This window comes from Providencia sp. UF-224, assembly GCF_058245955.1.
Window position 1 is genome coordinate 1 of the sequence record NZ_JBSICC010000014.1, and the last position, 21,755, is coordinate 21,755.

22 protein-coding genes and 1 pseudogene are annotated in these 21,755 nt (G+C 42.7%); 6 read left to right on the forward strand and 17 right to left on the reverse strand.

The features are described from left to right. The 9 genes and pseudogenes from AC4IFO_RS14030 to fkpA all read right to left on the reverse strand — a co-directional run. Nucleotides 1-78, reverse strand: a pseudogene (locus AC4IFO_RS14030) (GTP-binding protein); the annotation flags it as partial. A gap of 78 nt (nt 79-156) precedes the next feature. Then, a complete protein-coding gene (fusA, locus tag AC4IFO_RS14035) occupies nt 157-2,283 on the reverse strand; it encodes an elongation factor G (protein WP_490735233.1) in 2,127 nt (708 codons plus the stop codon). An 85-nt stretch (nt 2,284-2,368) separates the two neighbouring features. Continuing rightward, nucleotides 2,369-2,839, reverse strand: a complete 471-nt coding sequence (rpsG, locus tag AC4IFO_RS14040) for a 30S ribosomal protein S7 (RefSeq protein ID WP_219245461.1) — start codon at nt 2,837-2,839, stop codon at nt 2,369-2,371. Nucleotides 2,840-2,936: 97 nt separating this feature from the next. Then, entirely contained in the window at nt 2,937-3,311 is a 375-nt protein-coding gene (gene rpsL, locus AC4IFO_RS14045; protein WP_004265905.1) for a 30S ribosomal protein S12, read from the reverse strand. A gap of 136 nt (nt 3,312-3,447) precedes the next feature. Then, complete coding sequence (gene tusB / locus AC4IFO_RS14050) at nt 3,448-3,735, reverse strand: sulfurtransferase complex subunit TusB (RefSeq protein ID WP_490735236.1); 288 nt, start codon at nt 3,733-3,735, stop codon at nt 3,448-3,450. Between the two features lie 57 nt (nt 3,736-3,792). Next, nucleotides 3,793-4,152: a sulfurtransferase complex subunit TusC gene (gene tusC / locus AC4IFO_RS14055; RefSeq protein ID WP_490735238.1), complete on the reverse strand. Its 360-nt coding sequence runs from the start codon at nt 4,150-4,152 to the stop codon at nt 3,793-3,795. 16 nt (nt 4,153-4,168) lie between these two features. Then, nucleotides 4,169-4,573: a sulfurtransferase complex subunit TusD gene (gene tusD / locus AC4IFO_RS14060; RefSeq protein WP_490735240.1), complete on the reverse strand. Its 405-nt coding sequence runs from the start codon at nt 4,571-4,573 to the stop codon at nt 4,169-4,171. Next, the gene (locus AC4IFO_RS14065) at nt 4,570-5,274 is read right to left on the reverse strand and encodes a helix-turn-helix transcriptional regulator (protein WP_206084803.1); all 705 of its coding nucleotides are present in this window, start codon (nt 5,272-5,274) and stop codon (nt 4,570-4,572) included. Before AC4IFO_RS14065 ends, tusD begins: the two co-directional genes overlap by 4 nt. Before the next feature lie 1,073 nt (nt 5,275-6,347). Further along, nucleotides 6,348-7,091, reverse strand: coding sequence for an FKBP-type peptidyl-prolyl cis-trans isomerase (gene fkpA, locus AC4IFO_RS14070; RefSeq protein ID WP_219245455.1), 744 nt, complete (start codon nt 7,089-7,091; stop codon nt 6,348-6,350). 257 nt (nt 7,092-7,348) lie between these two features. Here fkpA and AC4IFO_RS14075 point away from each other — a divergent pair, with 257 nt between their 5' ends. Further along, nucleotides 7,349-7,570, forward strand: coding sequence for a SlyX family protein (locus AC4IFO_RS14075; RefSeq protein WP_206084806.1), 222 nt, complete (start codon nt 7,349-7,351; stop codon nt 7,568-7,570). A gap of 64 nt (nt 7,571-7,634) precedes the next feature. Here AC4IFO_RS14075 and slyD read toward each other — a convergent pair whose 3' ends face one another. The 4 genes from slyD to kefG all read right to left on the reverse strand — a co-directional run bounded on the left by slyD (nt 7,635) and on the right by kefG (nt 10,903). Further along, nucleotides 7,635-8,240, reverse strand: coding sequence for a peptidylprolyl isomerase (gene slyD, locus AC4IFO_RS14080; protein WP_206084807.1), 606 nt, complete (start codon nt 8,238-8,240; stop codon nt 7,635-7,637). A gap of 87 nt (nt 8,241-8,327) precedes the next feature. After that, a complete protein-coding gene (locus tag AC4IFO_RS14085) occupies nt 8,328-8,531 on the reverse strand; it encodes a YheV family putative zinc ribbon protein (RefSeq protein ID WP_206084808.1) in 204 nt (67 codons plus the stop codon). A gap of 9 nt (nt 8,532-8,540) precedes the next feature. Beyond that, on the reverse strand, nt 8,541-10,349 hold the full coding sequence (gene kefB / locus AC4IFO_RS14090) for a glutathione-regulated potassium-efflux system protein KefB (protein ID WP_490735243.1): 1,809 nt from the start codon (nt 10,347-10,349) through the stop codon (nt 8,541-8,543). Then, nucleotides 10,349-10,903: a glutathione-regulated potassium-efflux system ancillary protein KefG gene (gene kefG / locus AC4IFO_RS14095; RefSeq protein ID WP_219245452.1), complete on the reverse strand. Its 555-nt coding sequence runs from the start codon at nt 10,901-10,903 to the stop codon at nt 10,349-10,351. The genes kefB and kefG overlap by 1 nt, the downstream gene beginning before the upstream one ends. A 151-nt stretch (nt 10,904-11,054) precedes the next feature. Here kefG and AC4IFO_RS14100 point away from each other — a divergent pair, with 151 nt between their 5' ends. From AC4IFO_RS14100 to AC4IFO_RS14110, 3 genes are all read left to right on the forward strand, one after another. Next, the gene (locus AC4IFO_RS14100; RefSeq protein ID WP_490735245.1) at nt 11,055-12,989 is read left to right on the forward strand and encodes an ABC transporter ATP-binding protein; all 1,935 of its coding nucleotides are present in this window, start codon (nt 11,055-11,057) and stop codon (nt 12,987-12,989) included. A 178-nt stretch (nt 12,990-13,167) separates the two neighbouring features. Further along, a complete protein-coding gene (locus tag AC4IFO_RS14105; protein ID WP_353244023.1) occupies nt 13,168-13,476 on the forward strand; it encodes a type II toxin-antitoxin system RelE/ParE family toxin in 309 nt (102 codons plus the stop codon). Between the two features lie 98 nt (nt 13,477-13,574). Next, entirely contained in the window at nt 13,575-13,904 is a 330-nt protein-coding gene (locus AC4IFO_RS14110; RefSeq protein WP_490735247.1) for a HigA family addiction module antitoxin, read from the forward strand. A gap of 39 nt (nt 13,905-13,943) precedes the next feature. On the opposite strand, the gene adiA is transcribed toward AC4IFO_RS14110, so the two are convergent. Together adiA and AC4IFO_RS14120 are read right to left on the reverse strand one after the other, a co-directional pair. Beyond that, nucleotides 13,944-16,211: an arginine decarboxylase gene (gene adiA, locus AC4IFO_RS14115; protein ID WP_353244021.1), complete on the reverse strand. Its 2,268-nt coding sequence runs from the start codon at nt 16,209-16,211 to the stop codon at nt 13,944-13,946. 104 nt (nt 16,212-16,315) lie between these two features. Next, nucleotides 16,316-17,176, reverse strand: a complete 861-nt coding sequence (locus AC4IFO_RS14120; RefSeq protein WP_490735250.1) for a MurR/RpiR family transcriptional regulator — start codon at nt 17,174-17,176, stop codon at nt 16,316-16,318. A 254-nt stretch (nt 17,177-17,430) separates the two neighbouring features. Here AC4IFO_RS14120 and murQ point away from each other — a divergent pair, with 254 nt between their 5' ends. Next, nucleotides 17,431-18,342, forward strand: coding sequence for an N-acetylmuramic acid 6-phosphate etherase (gene murQ / locus AC4IFO_RS14125; protein ID WP_490735252.1), 912 nt, complete (start codon nt 17,431-17,433; stop codon nt 18,340-18,342). A 27-nt stretch (nt 18,343-18,369) separates the two neighbouring features. After that, nucleotides 18,370-19,839: a PTS N-acetylmuramic acid transporter subunit IIBC gene (gene murP, locus AC4IFO_RS14130; RefSeq protein ID WP_490735254.1), complete on the forward strand. Its 1,470-nt coding sequence runs from the start codon at nt 18,370-18,372 to the stop codon at nt 19,837-19,839. Between the two features lie 137 nt (nt 19,840-19,976). On the opposite strand, the gene AC4IFO_RS14135 is transcribed toward murP, so the two are convergent. Together AC4IFO_RS14135 and AC4IFO_RS14140 are read right to left on the reverse strand one after the other, a co-directional pair. Further along, nucleotides 19,977-20,981, reverse strand: coding sequence for a type II toxin-antitoxin system PemK/MazF family toxin (locus AC4IFO_RS14135; protein ID WP_490735256.1), 1,005 nt, complete (start codon nt 20,979-20,981; stop codon nt 19,977-19,979). A gap of 74 nt (nt 20,982-21,055) precedes the next feature. Continuing rightward, nucleotides 21,056-21,661, reverse strand: a complete 606-nt coding sequence (locus tag AC4IFO_RS14140) for a LysE family translocator (RefSeq protein ID WP_490735258.1) — start codon at nt 21,659-21,661, stop codon at nt 21,056-21,058. Nucleotides 21,662-21,755: the final 94 nt, after the last annotated feature.

Sequence of the window (21,755 nt, forward strand, 5' to 3'; positions counted from 1 at the left end):
AGTTTTACCGTGGTCAACGTGGCCGATAGTACCAACGTTAACGTGCGGTTTTGAACGTTCAAATTTTTCTTTAGACACGACTCTATTCCTTATGGAGTTCCCTCTTCACGATAAAGAAGGAACTTAAATTAAAGTAGTTAACCGATGTAAAATCGATTATTTAGCGTTACGAGCTTCGATAACAGCTTGTGCAACGTTGTTTGGTGCTTCATTGTACTTCAGGAACTCCATAGAGTATGAAGCACGACCTTGTGTCTGAGAACGCAGGTCAGTAGCATAACCGAACATTTCTGACAATGGTACTTGTGCACGAACGACTTTACCAGTAGGCAGGTCATCCATACCTTCAATCATACCACGACGACGGTTCAGGTCACCAATAACATCACCCATGTAGTCTTCTGGTGTTTCCACTTCGACTTTCATGATTGGCTCAAGCAGAACAGGTTTAGCTTTTTTGAAGCCATCTTTAAACGCGATTGAAGCCGCAAGTTTAAACGCCAGTTCAGAGGAGTCAACATCATGGTAAGAACCGAAATGCAGACGAACACCCATGTTAACAACAGGGTAGCCAGCTAATGGGCCAGATTTCAGCTGCTCTTGGATACCTTTGTCAACCGCAGGGATGTATTCAGTTGGAATTACACCACCTTTGATTTCGTTGACAAATTCGTAGTCCATTGGCAGGCCGTCTTTATCGTTTTTGTTCAGTGGGAACATATCGATAAGGACATGACCATACTGACCGCGACCACCAGACTGTTTCGCGTGTTTACCTTCGATGTCAGTCACTTTAGCAGTGATTGCTTCACGGTAAGCAACTTGAGGTTTACCAACGTTCGCTTCAACTTTAAATTCACGACGCATACGGTCAACCAGAACGTCCAAGTGCAATTCACCCATACCAGCGATGATAGTCTGATTAGTCTCTTCATCACTTGATACGCGGAATGATGGGTCTTCTTGAGCCAGACGGCCTAATGCGATACCCATTTTTTCTTGGTCAGCTTTCGTTTTTGGTTCGATTGCAACAGAGATTACTGGCTCTGGGAATTCCATACGCTCCAGGATGATTGGTGCATCAACTGCACATAAAGTATCACCTGTAGTTACGTCTTTCAGACCGATAGCCGCCGCGATGTCACCAGCGCGAACTTCTTTGATCTCTTCACGTTTGTTAGCGTGCATCTGAACGATACGGCCAAAACGTTCTTTTTTCGATTTCACTGCGTTCAGAACTGTGTCACCTGAGTTAACAACACCAGAGTAAACACGGAAGAACGTTAAGTTACCAACGAATGGGTCGGTTGCAATTTTAAATGCTAATGATGAGAATGGCTCATCATCACTTGCGTGACGCTCAGCAGGCGTGTCTTTACCATCGTCCAGAATACCATTGATTGCAGGTACATCTGTTGGCGCAGGTAAGTAATCAACAACTGCATCCAGCATCGCCTGAACACCTTTGTTCTTAAATGCAGAACCACAGGTAACCAGGATAATTTCGCTTGCAAGAACACGTTGACGTAATGCAGCTTTAACTTCTGCTTCAGTCAGTTCTTCACCGCCCAGATATTTTTCCATCAGTTCTTCTGATGCTTCTGCTGCGGTTTCGATCAGGTTGTTGTGCCACTCTTCAGCTGCTTCTTGCATGTTCGCAGGGATATCTTCGTATTCGAAGGTAACGCCCTGGTCTTCATCGCTCCACTTGATTGCTTTCATTTTCAGCAAGTCAACAACACCAGTGAACGACTCTTCTGCGCCGACTGGTAATTGCAGTGGAACTGCGTTAGCCGCTAAACGTGTTTTTAATTGCTCAACAACACGTAAGAAGTTCGCACCCATACGGTCCATTTTGTTAACGAACGCGATACGTGGAACTTTATATTTGTTAGCCTGACGCCATACAGTTTCAGACTGTGGCTGAACACCACCAACTGCACAGTAAACCATTACTGCGCCATCAAGAACACGCATAGAACGTTCTACTTCGATTGTGAAGTCAACGTGTCCCGGGGTGTCGATGATGTTGATACGGTGTGGCTCATATTGTTTTGCCATACCAGACCAGAATGCAGTAGTCGCAGCAGACGTGATAGTAATACCACGCTCTTGCTCCTGCTCCATCCAGTCCATTGTTGCTGAACCTTCGTGGGTTTCACCGATTTTATGGTTTACACCAGTATAGAACAGAATACGTTCAGAAGTAGTGGTTTTACCTGCGTCGATGTGTGCGCTGATACCGATATTACGGTAGCGCGCGATGGGCGTTTGACGGGCCATTTTTTCCTCTCTCGTGGGCGTTCAATTCTTCATATAAAGGGCAGCAAAAGCTACCCTGAGATACATCACTAAGATTGGTAAGAAATTACCAACGGTAGTGTGCGAACGCCTTGTTAGCTTCTGCCATACGGTGAACGTCTTCACGTTTCTTAACGGATGAACCTTTGTTCTCAGCAGCGTCTGATAATTCATTTGCTAGGCGAAGTGCCATAGATTTATCACCGCGTTTACGAGCAGCATCAACGATCCAACGCATTGCCAGGGCATTACGACGAACCGGGCGAACTTCAACTGGAACTTGGTAAGTTGAACCACCAACACGGCGGGATTTAACTTCCACAGTCGGACGCACGTTATCCAGTGCTAATTCGAATGCATCAAGTTCAGTTTTACCAGAACGCTGAGCCAGAGTTTCAAGCGCAGTATATACGATTGCTTCAGCAGTAGATTTTTTCCCGTCTACCATCAGGATATTTACAAACTTGGCCAGTAATTCTGATCCGAACTTAGGATCTGGAAGAATTTTACGTTGACCTATTACGCGACGACGTGGCATGGATATGACTCCGTTGTTAATTCAGGTTTGTCCAAAACTCTACGAGAGTATTTTGACATTAAGATTAAAATGTTTGGCCTTACTTAACGGTAATCCATTAAGCCTTAGGTTTTTTCGCGCCGTATTTAGAACGAGCTTGCTTACGGTCTTTAACACCAGAACAGTCCAGTGCGCCGCGAACGGTGTGATAACGCACACCTGGCAAGTCTTTAACACGACCGCCACGGATAAGGATTACGGAGTGTTCCTGCAAGTTGTGGCCTTCACCACCGATGTAGGAAGATACTTCGAAACCATTCGTTAAACGAACACGGCATACTTTACGTAATGCTGAGTTTGGTTTTTTAGGAGTGGTAGTATATACACGAGTACATACGCCACGTTTTTGCGGGCAAGCTTCCAGTGCTGGAACGTTGCTTTTAACAACTTTCGAGCTACGAGATTTGCGTACCAGCTGATTAATAGTTGCCATTATTAAAAAAGCTCCTGGTTTTTTTGCTTCGTAAACACGGATTTTGACCTCGTTCGCCAACATGACGATACACGAGGACGCGAAATTTTATTGCCGACTGAGTCAGGTGTCAAGAAATATACAACTTTTAGTGCCTTTATAGGGCAAAATGTTGCTTTTGGACTTCTGTTAGCTTCACAAAACCTTGATATGTGATCACAGAAACGGCGGGTGATAGGGTATTTTGCAACCCTCGAGCATTAATATCGACATCCAAGGCATATAATTGTGCCCCCGTTTTTTGCAATGCATCAAGGTAAGGTGACTGCGATATTGCAGTAGCCACGCCATCTTGCATCAATAAAACCGCGTCTTTATCTGTAATTAGGCGAAGTATGGCCGGAAAATCACAGTTAAACGGAGATGTTGCTAATGTATAAAGCATAGAAACGATCCTACTATAGATCAAAACGCAACCCAAGCTTAAAATATGAACAATTGGTTAAAATTTCAATACCACATCACAATCGGCTAATTTTAGCTGAATTTCACGTGCGCTGAGAGTTTTAGGAGTAAGTACAAACTCGTTTATTTCTGATAATCCGCGCTCTCGAAGTGATTCCTGACAAAGATAAATATTTTCAATGTCATATAACGGCAATATTTTAAATGTTGCAATATAGTCCCGTGCAAGAATAGCTTTAGGTTGTTGGTTTGCTAACAGTTGGAAGACACCATCAGCAATAAAAAACACCTCAATTTCATCCGTTAACGCAGACGTTGCCAGTAAGGCATCCAACCCTTCACGCCCGCTTGCATTTCCATGTGGCATTGTTGTAAAAACGAAGGCGATTTTTTTCACGCGATACCTTACTTTCCTAAAATTGAAGGGTTCTATCTGTTGTCATCATCGCTTCAGCTAAGCTACCTAACCCACTCATAATAAATCCATCAGCTAAATTATTAACGGGTAATGATAAGTTTTGAGCCTGTTCTTGATCAACCACACCACGTCGTAGCGCCGCAGAAACACAAATGTGCATTTCACAACCCGCCTCTTTTGCCAATTGCTGCCAAGCCGCGAGCAAATTGAATTCGTCCGTTGCGGGGGATGTGAGTAAGTTTGCGTTCAGAACGCCTTCACGATAAAAAAACACGGTTTTTAACGTGTGCCCTTCTGCAAGAAGGGCTTGGGCAAATTGATACGCACTTGCAGCTTGTTGTGTCCCATACGCAGGGCCCGTCACCAAGATGCAGTACGTTAATGGATTAGCGTGACTCATTCACCACTCTTAAACTGACGAATGTATAAATAAACGGTGTGTTTTGAGATATTTAAGCGGTCTGCTACTTGGTTAATCGCATCTTTGATATCAAAAATACCTTTTTCGTAGAGGTTCAGAACGACTTGTTTATTCTTCGCATTATTCGATACGTTACGATCAGCGCCCACTTCTTCAATGGTGTATTCTAATGTTTGAGCCACTAAGTCATCAACAGACGAAGCAAAGTTCACATCTGAAGTCACTTCTTGTTTTGTTTCTGGAACAAATGATTGAATAATTTCGGAGAAAGGTACATCTAAATTCATATTGATGCACAGTAAACCAATGACACGCTGCTTACGGTTGCGGATCGCAATCGTCACTGATTTCATTAAGTCGCCGCTTTTCGCTTTAGTAAAGTAGGCTTTAGAGACGCTAGATTCTTCATCTGCCATATCGTGCAGCATACGCAGCGCAAGGTCAGTAATTGGGGAGCCAATTTTACGCCCTGTGTGCTGACCGTTTGCAATCCTCACCGCAGAACAATTCAGGTCTTCCAATGAGTGAAGAACAATTTCACAGTGCCCACCAATTAGCATTGCTAAGCCATCAACCGCCGCTTCATATGATTTTAAGATTTCGTGGTCGGTTTCAGCAAAAGGCTGGTTATCCAGTATATTAATATCGCTGAGGTCGTGTGACTGTAAAGAATCTGACATTTTCAACATCATCCTTCTAATGTAAACATTTCATCCAGTTGACTAATAAGGCATTCATTATTCGACTAATTTGCCTTTATTGCACCGCGTATAATCAACAATTGTGATGATAAATAATAAAATAGAGTCTTCTGAAGTTAAAACTCCAAGACGTCGCCGTCAAGCGAATGAATGCAAGACAGTCTGTTTTATCACAAGTTTTAAACAATTTGGGGATTTTTTTGCCGAAAATTCACCACGGTTAGACTCTGTTGCAACGCCAGGCAGTGACTTATCTAAAACTGGATCATAAGCCTTGATTTCGCATAATTTATAACGAAAAAAAACCAACTTACTGCTGTTAAATATATACAGTTCATTCACTGCAATGAGTTTTCATTAATAATACATTTAAATCGAAATCATAATTAAAACAATAAAATTATAATTTCTTACCCTTTTATTTGGCCAGAATAGTATCAAGATATTATATTCAATTATTCAAACTTAATAATGATGTAATTCTATCTACATGCCAAATTAATTAATGAGGTTTATTTTGATTAAACGAAAAATCTACATGCTAATTATTTACTTCCTAATAGTTTCATTTAGTGAAATATACGACTTATTACTGCTCATCACTGGTGTTGTCACAATAGAGGTTGATGAGCGGACTATCTATTCAATCGTATTTACCTTACTGATTATGCTAATGCGGTCACTGCTACTTACCTCTGTGCTAAATTATTCATTACATATTAAATCCATATTTAAACGTATTTTTGTGTTAGCCATTTCATTAACATTAATCGTTGATGTGATTAACCTTTTTATTTTCTATTTATCAAATGTTGATATTTCACACTTTACACCTTTCCATATCATTAGAAATTCACCTAAAACATTTATATTTTTAACCGTATTATCCACTGCATTTTCTTTATTTTTAAATAAGGAGCTTTCATGGCAAAAACAAAAGCATCTTAATTTTTAGTGTGGTTTAATCGATAACCATGTATAGCTTAATTTTCTTATTTGTATAAAAAAGCCCAAGACAAATGCCTCGGGCTTGATGACAACTAAAATTTATTTTATTTAGCCGCTGGTTTGATATCTAATAATTCAACATCAAAAACTAAAGTTGAGTTAGCTGGGATACCCGGAACGCCATTTTCGCCATAGGCTAAATCAGCTGGGATCACTAACTGCATTTTACCGCCTTTTTTCAGGTTTACTAAACCTTCAGTCCAGCCTTTAATGACTGAGTTTAATGGGATAGTCAGCGGCTCGTTACGTGAGTAAGAGCTATCGAATTCAGTACCATCAATCAGAGAGCCTTTGTAATGAACGACAACGGTTTCATCTGCTTTAGGTTTAGCGCCTGTACCGTCTTTTTCAATTTTGTACAGTAAGCCAGATTTGGTTTTCACTACGCCTTTTTCTTTAGCGTATTTTTCACGGAATTCAGCGCCTTTTTTCTCATTATTGGCGGATTCATCTTTCATTTTTTTGTCGGCGGCTGCTTTCACTTGCCCTTCGAACTGACGCAGTGTTTCTTCAACTTCTGCATCGGTCATTTTGCTTTTACCATTGAATGCATCTTGAACACCCGCCAATAATTGTGCGTTATCCAAGTTAATGCCAATGGTTTTTTGTTCTTCTAAAGAATTTTGCATGTAGCGACCTAAAGAAGCGCCCAGTGCATAAGCATTACGCTCTTCCGCATTTTTAAATGCGCTACTTTGTGCTTTGGCTTCCGCTGCCATAACTTGCGGAGCAGTGAAAGTAAGTGCCAACGTTGTTGCCAGAAGACTTGCCTTAAACAGTGATTTCATCCTAATCTCCGATGATTTTAATGCGAACCTATTTGAACAGTAAACCCAATGTTTACCATTCATTTTATGATAATGACCCTAATGCTTTGGGTGCTCATTATTTATTTGTATAGAAACAGTATAATCATTTCTTCAGACAACATTAACAAAAAGAGGTTTCATCGCCTATATGTTTAACTAAAACTTATCTGTTGATTTGTAATGTTCGGTTATTATGATGGTTTGATTATGATGAAAACGCCTAAGGAGAGTCGAAAATGGACTCATCTCATTCATTTGAACAACGTTTAGAACTTTTAGAAAGCAAAGTGGCTTTCCAAGAATTAGCTATCGAACAGCTAAATCAAGTGATTACTGACCAGCAAATGCAGTTGACGCGGATGCAGGAACATTTACGCATCGTGACGGAAAGGTTGAAATCGTCGCAAGATTCCCATTTAGCGCGACCAGAAGAAGAAACACCACCACCGCATTATTGATAGCGACAAAAAAAGGAAGCTTTCGCTTCCTTTTTCATTCTGTAACAAACACTAATACGACGTATTAGTGGCAGCCACAACCGCCTTGTTTGTGACCATGGCCGTGACCTTCGCCACCACCACAGCAACCGCCTTCTGAACCGTGGCTATGACCGCCACCGCCACAGCAACCACCTTCGTGGTCATGGTCATGGTCGTGACCATCTGCGCCATGAACGTGGCCATGTGCGATTTCTTCTTCTGTTGCTTCACGGATGCCCATGACTTCAACATTAAATTTCAGATTTTGACCTGCTAACATGTGGTTACCATCAACGATAACTTCATCGCCTTCAATCCCTGTGATTTCAACAGGAACAGGGCCCATGTCAGTGTCAGCTAAGAAACGCATGCCAACTTCCAGCTCATCAACACCCATAAAGACGTCTTTAGGAACGCGCTGAACTAAGTTGTCATCGTATTGGCCGTATGCATCGTCAGACGCCACTTCAACATCGAAGTTTTCACCAACAGAACGACCTTCTAATGCTTTTTCCAGACCAGAAATTAAAGAACCACGGCCGTGCAAATAGTCCAGTGGCGCGCTTGCCGGGGACTCATCAACTAAAACACCGTCTTCTGTTCTTACTTGATAAGCCAAGCTTACCACCAAGTCTTTTGCTACTTTCATGACATCTCCTACTACCCGTAAGGGGAAAATTTTTTGCCAATTGTACCGAAAAACAATGATGATGTATTGAGAATTGACAAATTTCTCTTATTCAGGTGTAAAAATACCAATGACCTGCTCTTTTTGCCTCACATGTTCAGTGGCAACTTCCCCTGCTTGACGCTGTTGGTCACCACAATTAACGCACTCTACCACATCAATTTTATCTTCACGCCACATCATCAGCGTATCTTGTGATTGGCATTTCGGGCAGGTCGCGCCTGCAATAAAACGCTTACGTGTTGAAGCCATTTCTTACCCTTATTGTTCATTGTTCCAGCTATGTGGCTGCCGGTGTTCTCTTTGCATCTCTTTTTCAAATAGCTCATTGAGCTCACGACGCGCTTCTTTCACACGTGAAATTTGCCCGCTATCGCTGTTTTCACTTTCGGGATAAACATCCCGTAACATGCGCATATCTAAACGACGGAAATGCTGTTTTGCCCGATAAGCTTTGTGTGGATGCATACCGGTACTAATTAATGCCTTACTACCCAGTTCAAGGGCGCTAGAAAATGTTTCACGGCTAAAATCAGTCACACCACTGTGCAACAATTCATGTGCTTCCAGACGGCCTTTTGCTCGAGCAATAATATGCAAGTTAGGGAAATTTTCTTGGCAAATTTGCACAATTTCCATCACTTCCTCTGGCACATCACTGGTTATCACGATGGCTTTGGCTTTATCTGCCCCTGCTGAGCGCAGTAATTGCAGCTCCCGCGCATCGCCGTAATATACGGTATAGCCATAGCGGCGCATTGTGCCAATCGCAGTCACATCTTGCTCAAGCACCGTGATTTTGACTTTATTCGCCATTAATAAACGCCCAACCACTTGCCCCATGCGTCCAAACCCAACCAAAATGACATGCGGATCGTTGTCTTCCACAAAGGGTTTTTCACTGGATGCGGGCTGCTGATTATAACGGTAGTTCAAATAGGCATCTATCAGCTGCATCACAAGTGGCGTTGTCATCATTGAAAGTGTGACCACCACCAGCAAAAGATCCATTTGGCGCTCATCAATCACACTCGCCCCAAAAGCTGTGGCATAAATGACAAAAGCAAATTCACCACCTTGGCTTAAAACCCCTGAAAATTGAGCTCGCGCACCATTACGTAATCGAGCAGCAAAACCAAGCAAGTACAGCACCAAGGCTTTAACTGCCACTAAAACCACTACCGCAATCAATACCTGAGGTAAATAGGTCCACAACACTTGTAAGTTGAGCGACATACCCACGGAGATAAAAAATAGCCCCAATAGCAAGCCCTTAAATGGCTCAATGTTGATTTCCAGTTCATGACGGAATTCTGTTTCCGCCAACATTACCCCCGCCATAAAGGTACCTAACGCCATCGAAAAACCGAGGCTTTCCATAATCAACGCAGAACCTAATACCACTAAGAGTGCGGCGGCGGTAAAAATTTCATGCACACCCGATTTTGCCGCTAACCTAAATATCGGGCGCAATAAGTAGCGCCCCACCACCCACAACCCGACAAAAGCAACAACTTTTAAGCCTATTTTTTGCCAATCACTGGTTGCCGTGTCCCCTGCCAATAAGGGGATTAATGCCATAATCGGGATCACAGCCATATCTTGGAATAACAAAACGGAAAAACCGAGCTGACCGCTTTCTTTATTGGACATGCCCTTTTCATTCATCAGTTGGAGTGCCATCGCCGTCGATGACATCGCCATCCCTAGCCCCCCAACAATGGCGGCTTGCCACGAAAATTTGGCTAAAAACAGCAGTGATGCCATGATTGCCGCAGTGACCACCACTTGAACGGTGCCAACGCCAAAAATCGAACGCCGTAGCTCCCATAACTTAGAAGGTTTTAACTCTAAGCCAATTAAGAACATAAGGAACACGACGCCCATTTCAGAGAAGTGCAAAATATCATCAACATTATGGATAAAGCCAAGGACAAACGGCCCAATCATAATCCCTGCCAATAGATACCCAAGTACCGCGCCCAAACGAATTTTCTGAGCAATAGGTACCATGATGACACCCGCACAAAGAAAAATAATGACGGATTCAAATAGCCCCATATCAGACATTAGGAAAGCCCTCCCGCACTTAGCGGTTGTTGTATCCATTGACGGTAGTCATCAATCAGCTGTTGAAAATGGGCTTTAGGCTGCCGACGTGCCGCATAAATTATGGTCGGCTCCAACCATTGCATATCACACATCAATGCGGTCAATTCAAATGGACGAAGTATTTCTGTTAACGGATAACGGTTGTACCCATCGTGTTGGTAGGCATGGATAGGCTCACCGGTTGTAATCACTGAGCGCCAATATTTGCCTTTTAATTTTTGATACCCCATATCCGTGGCGAAACGACGCGTTAATACGCGGTCAAACCACTCTTTCAATAATGCAGGGCAACTATAAGTATAGAGGGGATGCTGAAAAACAATCACATCATACAAGCACAGCAGCTTTTGCTCCGCGGTCACATCAATAAAATAATCGGGATATGTGGCGTAGAGATCATGCACCGTGACATGCTCAAAATCGCGCACCGCATCAAGCAATGCCTTGTTGGCGATAGATTCATCAGGGTCTGGGTGGGCATAGACCACCAGCACTTTTGGTGTATTTGACATCTTTCCCTCCTCAAAGGCGTGTCAGACGGAACATTTTCCGTTACCATGCTGCCTGCTAAATAGAGTTTACGCCCTAAATATTGCAGTATTCGTATTATTATTCGAACGTATATACGTTGGTAATTTAACATATTTTTAATAGACGGTTGCTATGATTGTTTTCTCTTCACTCCAAATTCGTCGAGGCGTTCGTGTTCTTTTGGACAATGCCACGGCGACGATTAACCCCGGCCAAAAAGTTGGTTTAGTGGGTAAAAACGGCTGCGGTAAATCGACGCTGCTTGCGCTGTTAAAAGGCGAATTACAGGCTGAAGCAGGCTCGGCAACGTTTCCAAGCAACTGGTCTATGGCATGGGTCAACCAAGAAACCCCTGCATTAGATGTGCCAGCACTCGAATATGTCATTGACGGTGACCGTGAGTTTCGTGCCCTTGAGCAAAAACTGGCCCAAGCCAATGAAAAAAATGATGGTCACGCCATTGCTGTCGTCCATGGGCAATTAGATGCTATCGATGCATGGACAATCCGTTCGCGTGCATCCAGTTTGCTTCATGGTTTAGGTTTCAGCCAAGCGCAATTAGATTCCCCGGTAAAATCGTTTTCCGGTGGATGGCGTATGCGTTTGAACCTCGCACAAGCTCTACTTTGCCGCTCTGATTTACTGTTACTTGATGAGCCCACCAACCACCTTGATTTAGATGCGGTGATATGGCTGGAAAAATGGCTGAAAAGCTACCAAGGCACGTTAATTTTGATTTCCCATGATAGGGATTTCCTCGACCCAATTATTGATAAAGTGTTGCATATTGAACAGGAAACGATGTTCGAATACACGGGCAACTACTCTTCGTTTGAACGCCAGCGTGCAACGAAGCTGGCTCAGCAACAATCGCTGTATGAAAGCCAACAGGCTAAAGCGGCACACTTACAAAGCTATATTGACCGCTTTAGAGTGCAAGCTACCAAAGCAAAACAAGCACAAAGCCGTATTAAGATGTTGGAAAAAATGGAAATGGTGGCACCTGCACACGTGGATAACCCATTCCATTTTTCATTCCGTAAGCCTGAAAGTCTGCCAAACCCATTATTAAAGATGGAAAAAGTGAGCGCGGGTTACGGTGAAAAAGTCATTTTACAATCGATTAAGTTGAATTTGGTTCCGGGTTCACGTATTGGGTTACTGGGGCGTAATGGCGCAGGTAAATCTACGTTAATTAAGATGTTAGCAGGCGATTTGCCACCGCTACAGGGGGAGATTTCCCTCGCCAAAGGCATCAAGTTAGGTTATTTCGCCCAGCACCAATTGGAATACCTGCACCCAGAAGAGTCCCCATTGCAGCACCTTGCACGCCTTGCCCCTGAACAAACGGAGCAACAACTGCGTGACTATTTAGGTGGCTTTGGCTTTAAAGGTGACCAAGTGACAGACCCAAGCGGTCGTTTCTCTGGCGGAGAAAAAGCACGTTTGGTGTTAGCGCTAATTGTCTGGCAACGCCCGAACCTGTTGTTACTTGATGAGCCAACTAACCACTTGGATTTGGACATGCGCCAAGCCCTCACCGAGGCTTTGATGGCATTCGAAGGTGCATTGGTTGTCGTTTCCCATGATAGGCACTTACTGCGTACCACCACTGATGAGCTGTACTTAGTTCACGGCGGTGCGGTAGAGCAATTTGATGGCGATTTAGAAGATTACCAGCAATGGCTTGCAGAGCAAAACAAGCTCGAATTACAGCAAGTGCGTGACCAGCAAGAGAAAGACAAACCCTCAGCGGCGACAACCGTCACTGCACAAGATAGAAAAGATCAAAAACGTCGCGAAGCGGAGTTCCGCCAACTGACTCAACCAATCCGTAAAAAAATCACGGAGCTGGAAAAGCAGATGGAAAAACACTCAACATCCCTGAGCGAGTTAGAAACTAAGCTTTCTGATGCCGCAATTTATGAGCAAGATAAAAAAGCGGAGCTAACCGAGTGTTTGAAAAAACAAACGGAGCAAAAATCAGCCCTTGAAGACGTTGAAATGGAATGGATGGAACTGCAAGAAAAGCTGGAAGTGATGACCAGCGAGTTTGAGGCTGGCTAGTTCTTCTTCCACTAATTAACATGCAAAAAAGCGCTTATTTCTTGAACAGATAAGCGCTTTTTATTTACCCTAATTTTGATTATCTATCGCCCTTAATTGCACAAATGCACAGTGCAGTTGTGCAATTGAAAACATATTGCTACAATGCCACATCTTTGCCATTTTTCAAGGAGTGAAAATGCAACAGAGTGAGGATGACTGCAAATTACAGTTTAGAGAAAAATACTTAGGTTTATTCTATCAATACGGCACGGTTCATAAGGCGATACCTTCAAACATTCAAGCTGTACTTGCTCGAAAATTGGATATGTTGAATGCAGCCATTATTTTAAATGATGTAAAAAGCCCACCAGGTAATAGGCTGAAAAAATTAAACTCACCGTTGGAAAGCTACTACTCAATAAGAGTCAATAACCAATATCGTTTAATTTTTAAATGGGAAAATGGTATCAAAGATCTATACCTAGATCCTCATAAAGACGTCTAACACCGATTGAGTGAATGGTAGCTAGGTTCTAGCACCTGCGAGCTTACCATACCTAAAAATAATTAATTTAGTTCGAAAAAGATGACAAGGAGAAAACCATGCAAGCGATGCGAAAACCCGCAAGTGTTGGTGACGTGTTACTTTATGAATATCTCATACCCACAGGTATGAAAATTAACGAGCTTTCTGAGCTACTCGGCGTTCATAGAAATACCATTAGCGCATTAGTGAATAATAATCGAAAACTATCTATCGATATGGCCTTCAAACTCGCAAAAGCTTTTAATACCAGCAAAGACTATTGGTTAAATCTTCAACAAGCTGTTGATGTTTGGGAAGTAAGAAGTGATCCTCGACTACAGGCAGAAATAAATAACATAATGTTTTATAAAGATTTTCTAAATGAAAAAGCGAAAGAAATTGCTTGATTTAGCTCCCCTCATGATGAAATGAGGGGATTTTTAGTATTAATTCGTCACACACATCACATAATACTGTCCATCAATAATTTCGGTTCCTTCGGTTTCATGTTCGAAGCCGGGGAACTCACTATCCCACGCTTGCAGGCTGTGTAAATAACCGATATGTGGGCTATTTTTATCCCCAAAGCTTTCCCCTGATAGCAACATCGGGATACCCGGTGGATACGGAATAATCGAATTGGCGGCAATACGCCCTGCAAGTTTATCGAGCGGAACGGCTTCCACACGGTTAGCGACAATTTCTTGGTACGCATCTCGTGGGCTCATCATCACTTCAGGCAGTTGTTCATAGGCTTGGTTCAATTGCCCACCAGGGTTATTTTTTTGCAGATAAGCGAACATTTTATCGCCTAAGTCTCGTAACCCCATATGCCCATATATTTCGGGAGCGCTTTCCACCACTTCTGGCAACACCTTCTTCAACCCCGTGTTATTGTCATAATGGCGTTTAAAGGAAAGCAGTGCATTGACCAACGTCCCCCATTTCCCTTTGGTGATCCCCATAGAAAACAAAAACATAATCTGGAAATCAGTTGTCCGCGTTGGCACAATACCATAATGGTTTAGCCATGCTGTGACCAACGCTGCGGGCACACCGGTATCCAGCAACTTGCCATTATCCCCCATTCCCGGTGACAAAATACTGACTTTAATCGGGTCAAGCATCGCCCAATTTTCAGGGATATCTTTAAAACCGTGCCATTTATCCTCTGGGTTCATTACCCAGCAGCTCTGCTCTTTCATCAGCAGCTCAACAGGGGCATCTTCAAAGGCATAACGCTTTCCTGTTGCAGGGTCTTTCACCATTTCCTGATTCCATGGCTTAAAGAACCATTCGTCATCATTGAGAAATTCTTTATACAAGTAACCCAGTGATTGGCGGAAATCGATAGATTCACGAATCACTTCATCGGTGAGTGAACGCCCACTATTCCCATCCATCATATCTGCCGCGATATCATTTGAGGCGCATATCGCGTACAGCGGCGAGGTGGTGGCATGCATATGGTAAGCCTGATTAAAACGATTGAAATCAATCGAATTACGGCCATTTCTGATATGAATAAATGATGCTTGAGATAACGCATTTAACAATTTATGCGTGGAATGAGTGGCAAAGATAGTCGGTTCATCGCCATTTCTCGGTTCATCTCGCATGGCAAAATGGTCATGATAAATGGGATTAAAACGCGCATAGCCGTACCATGCCTCATCAAAATGAATTCTATCCAATGATTTATCCAGTAAATCTTGAACTTTGCGTGCATGGTAGCACACGCCATCATAGGTACAGTTCGTGACAACACTGTAAGCTGGACGTTTACCGATTTTATCCGATGTTAGTGGGTTTTTAGCGATTTTTTCTGCAATGGCTTCAGGCGTCATCTCTTTCGGATAAATGGGACCAATAATCCCATAACGATTGCGACTTGGAGTCATGTACACAGGCTTAGCACCTGTCAGGATCAACCCTTGTTCAATCGATTTATGGCAATTTCGGTCGATGACCACAACGTCTTCATCGGTCATACAGGCTTGCATAATCGTTCGGTTAGAACCCGATGTCCCGACAACCACGGAGTAAGATTGGTCAGCACCGAAGATGCGTGCCGCATTTTTTTCACATTCGCCAAATGCCCCTGTGTGGTCAAGTAACGACCCCACCGCGACTCGCTCAATGCCGATATCTGTGCGGAATAAATTCTCACCAAAGAAATCGTGGTAAATTCGCCCCGCAGGTGTTTTGGTAAACCCAACGCCGCCTTGGTGCCCCGGTGCAGCCCATGAATATTCGTGGATATCACTGTATTTAATTAAGCTTTTCATTAATGGCGGCAGCAACTGCGCACGATAACGAATAATTGCTGCGAGGACGCGCCCTGCAATAAAGTCGGCTGAATCTTCTAAAATCCAAGCAAACTCATCGACTTGCTCCATCATTTTACGGTCAAAGGCGGTCAGTGCTTCTTCACGATCACTCAGTAAGAAAACAGGTACATCTTCTTGTCGACGGTGAAGCTGGGTAATTAACTGATGAGCTTGGGTTTGTTCTTGCTTGTCTGACATGTCACGACCGTATAACAAGCAATCAATACTGGTGTTTGAACGGATGTATGCCATGCCATCTTCAAAATCACGAATAATCACGGTTTCAACATGTTCATCGTTCAATTCGCTCGCAAGCCTTGCAACTGCGTGGCTAATAACGGAATCTTCGTCAGTTAACTCAGTATAAACAATGAGTGCTCTCATCAATAATTCCCCTTTGAATATTTTAAATTTAAATACTTATGACTTTAGTCTTAACGCAAATATGTATTTATTGCAAAGTTATCGATGAGCTATAAGACAAAAGGCTATTCATCCAAATTATTAATTGCCATTCTTGCATTCATAACTAAGGACTTAGCCTTGGCCTCGCGTTTTTGTAGCAATGCCATAAAAATGAGGTCGGTTATGGTGTTTTGTGCCGTTCGGGATGAAATAGAAGAACTACGCCATTCATCTTCTTCCGCAATACTTTCAAGTACGTAATCAGAGAGTTGCGCCAGCGGTGAATGCCGGTCACGCGTGATAGCAATAACCGATGCGCCCTGCTTACGCGCAATATTCGCTGCACTTAGCATATCTTTCCGCTTGCCCGTAAATGAGATCACAATCTGTACATCATTGGAATTTAACGTTAAAGCTGCTGCAATTTGCACATGATGGTCAAACTCCACCAATGTGGTGATCCCAATTTTTTGCAGCTTGTAGCTTAAGTCCTTCGCCGTTAACCCTGAGCCGCCAATACCGACTATCTGCACCCGCTGCGATTTCTCGATTAGTTCCACAACTCGTTCAAACTGTTTGAAATCAATGTGCTTTGTGGTCTCAGTAATCGAATGGTTTTTCTCCATCGACAGTTTTTGTGCCACCACCATTAAATTATCATTCGGTGCAATGCGATTATGTAATGTCGTATGAGTTGCCCCTTCATGCAGTTTCTGACGACCAATAATTTCACTCAGTGCCAATTTTAGGGCTGGATACCCCTTAACCCCCACTTTTTGGCTGAACTTCACAATAGCAGACTGGCTAACATTTAGCCTTTCAGCCAGCTCCGATGAAGACAAACTCAGGATATGTTCTGGATTTTCGAGGATAAATTGCGCAATTTTACGTTGATTTTCCGCTAATCGCGGTAATGAATATGTAATCACGTCCAGTAATGTCATGGTGATCTCCCCAAACAGGTACTCATTTCAAGCTGTCAAAAAAAAAGAATAATAAATTATTCCTTTTACGCTTAATCGATACGTGAGAAATAACTAAATAAATTCAATGCAAAGCTATCTTTTAGCCTGATATTTTTTACAAAATATTCCTTTATATTCGCAAATTAGAATAGATATCGACGTGATCTCAATCACACCAAAGGAATAAATAATTCCTTAGTATTAGCACAATATCTGATTTAGGAGCAATTTTTATGACTATCGATTTAAGCAAAATGGTAACGGAAAGCCGTAATGCCGCAAGCACACATATCGACCAATTATCCACCTTGCAAATGCTGCAAGTGATTAACAACGAAGACAAACAAGTCCCTTTAGCGGTCGAAAAAGTGCTCCCTGAAATTGCGCAGCTGGTTGATAAAGTCGCAGACGCATTTCTAAAAGGCGGCCGGTTGGTTTACTCAGGCGCAGGTACATCAGGGCGTCTAGGCATACTTGATGCCAGTGAGTGCCCACCAACTTATGGGACGCCTCATGAACAAGTCATCGGCCTTATTGCAGGTGGTCACCAAGCTATTTTTCGCGCCGTCGAAAATGCGGAAGATAAGCCTGAGTTAGGCGAACAAGACCTAAAAAATATTCAATTTAATGAAAATGATGTGCTGGTTGGCATCGCTGCAAGTGGGCGTACCCCATATGTACTAGGCGCTTTAGCCTATGCAAACTCTGTTGGCGCTACCACCGCAGCCATTAGCTGCAATCCAAATAGCCCCATCGCCAATGCGGCAGATATCGCCATCACCCCTGTCGTTGGCGCAGAAGTGGTCACGGGTTCTTCTCGAATGAAAGCAGGCACAGCTCAAAAATTAGTTCTGAATATGATCACCACAGGTGCGATGATCCGCATCGGTAAGGTATTTGGCAACTTGATGGTGGATGTTGAAGCCACGAATGCCAAATTAATTGAAAGGCAAACTAAAATTGTTATGGAGGCAACTGACTGCGACCGAACCACCGCTGAAAATGCACTTCAACAATGTGACAGACACTGTAAGACGGCTATTTTGATGGTGTTATCGGGCCTGAATGCCGATGATGCTCGTCAACTGCTCTCAAACAATAACGGTTTTATTCGTACAGCACTCAATATGGCATCCTCCGCCTAATCCGCGGATTTTAATGAGAAAAATAGTATGGCTAAAATAACAATAGAAATGATGCAGCAGATCCTGCAACAGGTTGGGGGTCGTCGCAATATAAAATTAGCGGGCAACTGCATGACTCGCTTACGACTGACACTCAACAATGAACAACTCGTCGATAAAGCCGCACTCAAGCAAATCGCAGGCGTGCTTGGCGTTATTGAAAGTGACGAACAGCTACAAATTGTTCTTGGCCCGGGTAAAGCCCAAACCGCTGCGGACTTAATGAACAAAATATTAGAGGATGAAGAAGATGAGCACGATGAACAGCCTCATCAAACCCAAGACCTCAACGAAATTGCCTCTGCCAATAAGCAGCAGCTGAAAAAGAAACAAACCAGCGCAGTGCACCGTTTTCTCTCAAAATTTGCCACTATCTTTACCCCATTAATTCCAGGGTTTATTGGGGCAGGTCTATTGATGGGGATCGCATCATTACTTGGCCTGTTAGTCGCCAATGAAAACTTGTTTCCACCTGATTCCCAGCAGTTGGGCTGGCTAAAAAGCGCCATTGCCTACCTCGCCATATTCGGTAAAGGCTTATTTACCTTTATGGGGCTATTAATTGGCTACAACGCCCAAAAAGCCTTTGGAGGAAGCGGGGTTAACGGTGCAATTATTGCGGCCTTATTTATTTTAGGTTACGACCCAGAGGCAACAAAAGGCTTCTATTCCGGGATGTCGAACTTCTTTGGTTGGCACATCGACCCTCGTGGCAACATTATTGGGATTTTAATCGCCTGTATTTTTGGTGCGTGGGTAGAAAAACAAGTTCGTAAAATTATTCCATCCAGCCTTGATATTATTCTAACCTCAACTATTACTCTCCTAATTGTTGGTGCAGCAACCTTTATCTTTATCATGCCGATTGGTGTTTGGCTGTTCGACGGAATGTCTTGGTTATTTATGCACTTAAACGGCAACCCAATTGGAACCGCAGTTTTAGCAGGGCTGTTCTTGATCGCAGTAATGTTTGGGGTTCACCAAGGGTTTATCCCTGTTTACGTTGCCTTAGTGGATGCTCAAGGGTTTAACTCTCTGTTCCCGATACTTGCAATGGCGGGTGCAGGCCAAGTCGGTGCAGCGCTTGCTTTATATGTGAAAGCGAAAAAAGGCTCAGTAACTCGTGGGCAAATTGGTGGTGCTCTATTCCCTGGTTTCTTAGGTATTGGTGAGCCACTGATTTACGGTGTCACACTTCCCCGTGTAAAACCCTTTGTCACTGCATGTTTAGGTGGCGCCGCAGGGGGGTTCTTTATCGGTGCGGTAGCATGGATGGGTTTACCTGTCGGTTTAAATACCGTGTTTGGCCCATCAGGGTTAATTGCTATCCCCTTAATGACGTCTGGACAAGGCGTTCTCGCGGGGATGGCGGTATACGCAGGTGGCATACTAGTTTCGTATATCTGTGGTTTCCTCTTTACTTACCTGTTTGGCAGTAAAGGCGTCGATTTAAGTTAATCTCGCTCTAAGCAAAAAAAGCAGCCTGAGGGCTGCTTTTTTTGCTTACTATTTTGTGTTCGTCGGCCAGCATCTTTCAGCGTCATAAGGAGAGCGCCGTCTCTTTATCCCTACCTAATTAAATTCCAACATAAAGCCTACGTTTTGTCAAGTTGCATATATTCCGCTATTTCAGACTCAATACCTGCCATGGACTTTTCCTTAGCAAAAGGTAGATAAAGTTGCTTAAATATGTCATCTCTTTTCTGCATATCCTCTAGCTTGGCTTTTAATTCAATGAGTTCCTTCTGAAGAGTACCATTTTGATTTTTTTGCTCTTTAATTTCTGTATTAACCGTATTCAATTCCGCCATTAAAGATATTTTCTTTTCTCTTAGTGAACCAAAGCCGATAGCAGTAAGTAGCCCTGCTTCAAGTGCATCAAAATCATTCTTGCTTAATTTACGCTTATAAGATTCGTCCCTTCGAAATTGTAGAGCCTTACTTTTCAAATCCTTAGCATTAGGTGGTAAAATTCTGCTAGGTGAAACGGTTTGTAGCATTTCGCAAAGCGCATAGCTCGTTTTATCACTTTCAAACTCGCTAATATAGCGTACTGAGTCTAATTCAAGTTGAAAAATAGCCTTATTATGCAAGTCACTAGATGGTGTTTGCGAAGTGATTGGGATAACAGTTACACCTCGCTTGTCTGCTCGAACAACTATAGCTGGGCGTCGTTTATGCATCTCACCGGATTGATGTTGGCAAGGGTATAGTGAGCTATCAGATAGTCCTGCATGAAAATTCAGCGTAAGATAAATATGACCATATTCAACAATAACAATTGTGCCTTTTTTGACTATTCCACCCGCATGGCGAATCTTTCTTTTTTGCATTGTTTGTGACAAATAAATGTCTTGCTGAACATTCTTTTCGGTCAGCCAGATCCCCCAAACATTTTTTGATATTCCGAGAACAAATTCAACTTTCCATCTCTTACAAACTTGACCAGTAAATGCTTTCGTAATAAAAAAAGGAGAATGTTTTTCATTTAAAGGAACAAGAATTTCATCAATATTCTTAGTATACTCACTACCAAGAAGATATTCGTTACTTGGATTCAATTTATCAAATTTATAATACTGAATAGAAACAGTTACCATATAACTTCCCTGTTCAATTACATAACCACCTAACAATCAACTGAAAAACAAGATTGTTTTAGTTAATAAATCTATTACTCCAACCAAATCAATGGTACGCACAGTGCGGTCAGTAATCCCATTGTCCAGTTAAAAATAAACCATGCACGGCGGCTACGAAGAAACAAGCTAATTAGCGAACCAAACCCCATCCAAATTAGCCCAGCCACCAAATTCACAACCACAAAAGCAATACTCATCATGATAATTGACTGAGTGAATAACTCGCCGGGCAGGCTAAACCCGCCAACAGCCCCTAAACCCATCATCCATGCTTTTGGGTTTAAAAACTGCAATAAACCGCCCTGATACCAAGTCACGCTTTTTGCCACTTCGCTATTTTCCTTAAGTGGTGCATAATTTGCTGTTGCGGTTTTCCACGCAAGCCATAAAAGGTAAATACTCCCTGCAATCTTTAAAACGATATGAATAGCAGGATATAGCAGTAAAAGCGCAGCAATCCCAAATGCAGAGAGGTAAAGTATGGACTGCATACCTAGCATGATCCCTAGGCATAATGTGATAGTACGGCGAAAACCATAGTTTGCTGCACTTGAAGTCAGCAACATATTGTTAGGGCCGGGTGTGACTGCTGCAATGAATAGAAATGTAAAAAGTGAAAAAATCAGCCCCAGTGTCATTTATACTTTAATCCTCAAACTCAAATTTGTTTACTTGCATCACAAAAAAATAACAGTATGTTATGTGACTCACAAGAGTCCCCATAAAATAAAA

What these genes read in the sequence shown, in the direction of transcription:
- fusA (WP_490735233.1), bottom strand. Translation starts at nt 2,283, where the DNA reads ATGGCCCGTCAAACGCCCATCGCGCGCTACCGTAATATCGGTATCAGC.
- rpsG (WP_219245461.1), bottom strand. Translation starts at nt 2,839, where the DNA reads ATGCCACGTCGTCGCGTAATAGGTCAACGTAAAATTCTTCCAGATCCT.
- rpsL (WP_004265905.1), bottom strand. Translation starts at nt 3,311, where the DNA reads ATGGCAACTATTAATCAGCTGGTACGCAAATCTCGTAGCTCGAAAGTT.
- tusB (WP_490735236.1), bottom strand. Translation starts at nt 3,735, where the DNA reads ATGCTTTATACATTAGCAACATCTCCGTTTAACTGTGATTTTCCGGCC.
- tusD (WP_490735240.1), bottom strand. Translation starts at nt 4,573, where the DNA reads ATGAGTCACGCTAATCCATTAACGTACTGCATCTTGGTGACGGGCCCT.
- AC4IFO_RS14065 (WP_206084803.1), bottom strand. Translation starts at nt 5,274, where the DNA reads ATGTCAGATTCTTTACAGTCACACGACCTCAGCGATATTAATATACTG.
- fkpA (WP_219245455.1), bottom strand. Translation starts at nt 7,091, where the DNA reads ATGAAATCACTGTTTAAGGCAAGTCTTCTGGCAACAACGTTGGCACTT.
- AC4IFO_RS14075 (WP_206084806.1), top strand. Translation starts at nt 7,349, where the DNA reads ATGGACTCATCTCATTCATTTGAACAACGTTTAGAACTTTTAGAAAGC.
- slyD (WP_206084807.1), bottom strand. Translation starts at nt 8,240, where the DNA reads ATGAAAGTAGCAAAAGACTTGGTGGTAAGCTTGGCTTATCAAGTAAGA.
- AC4IFO_RS14085 (WP_206084808.1), bottom strand. Translation starts at nt 8,531, where the DNA reads ATGGCTTCAACACGTAAGCGTTTTATTGCAGGCGCGACCTGCCCGAAA.
- kefB (WP_490735243.1), bottom strand. Translation starts at nt 10,349, where the DNA reads ATGTCTGATATGGGGCTATTTGAATCCGTCATTATTTTTCTTTGTGCG.
- kefG (WP_219245452.1), bottom strand. Translation starts at nt 10,903, where the DNA reads ATGTCAAATACACCAAAAGTGCTGGTGGTCTATGCCCACCCAGACCCT.
- AC4IFO_RS14100 (WP_490735245.1), top strand. Translation starts at nt 11,055, where the DNA reads ATGATTGTTTTCTCTTCACTCCAAATTCGTCGAGGCGTTCGTGTTCTT.
- AC4IFO_RS14105 (WP_353244023.1), top strand. Translation starts at nt 13,168, where the DNA reads ATGCAACAGAGTGAGGATGACTGCAAATTACAGTTTAGAGAAAAATAC.
- AC4IFO_RS14110 (WP_490735247.1), top strand. Translation starts at nt 13,575, where the DNA reads ATGCAAGCGATGCGAAAACCCGCAAGTGTTGGTGACGTGTTACTTTAT.
- adiA (WP_353244021.1), bottom strand. Translation starts at nt 16,211, where the DNA reads ATGAGAGCACTCATTGTTTATACTGAGTTAACTGACGAAGATTCCGTT.
- AC4IFO_RS14120 (WP_490735250.1), bottom strand. Translation starts at nt 17,176, where the DNA reads ATGACATTACTGGACGTGATTACATATTCATTACCGCGATTAGCGGAA.
- murQ (WP_490735252.1), top strand. Translation starts at nt 17,431, where the DNA reads ATGACTATCGATTTAAGCAAAATGGTAACGGAAAGCCGTAATGCCGCA.
- murP (WP_490735254.1), top strand. Translation starts at nt 18,370, where the DNA reads ATGGCTAAAATAACAATAGAAATGATGCAGCAGATCCTGCAACAGGTT.
- AC4IFO_RS14135 (WP_490735256.1), bottom strand. Translation starts at nt 20,981, where the DNA reads ATGGTAACTGTTTCTATTCAGTATTATAAATTTGATAAATTGAATCCA.
- AC4IFO_RS14140 (WP_490735258.1), bottom strand. Translation starts at nt 21,661, where the DNA reads ATGACACTGGGGCTGATTTTTTCACTTTTTACATTTCTATTCATTGCA.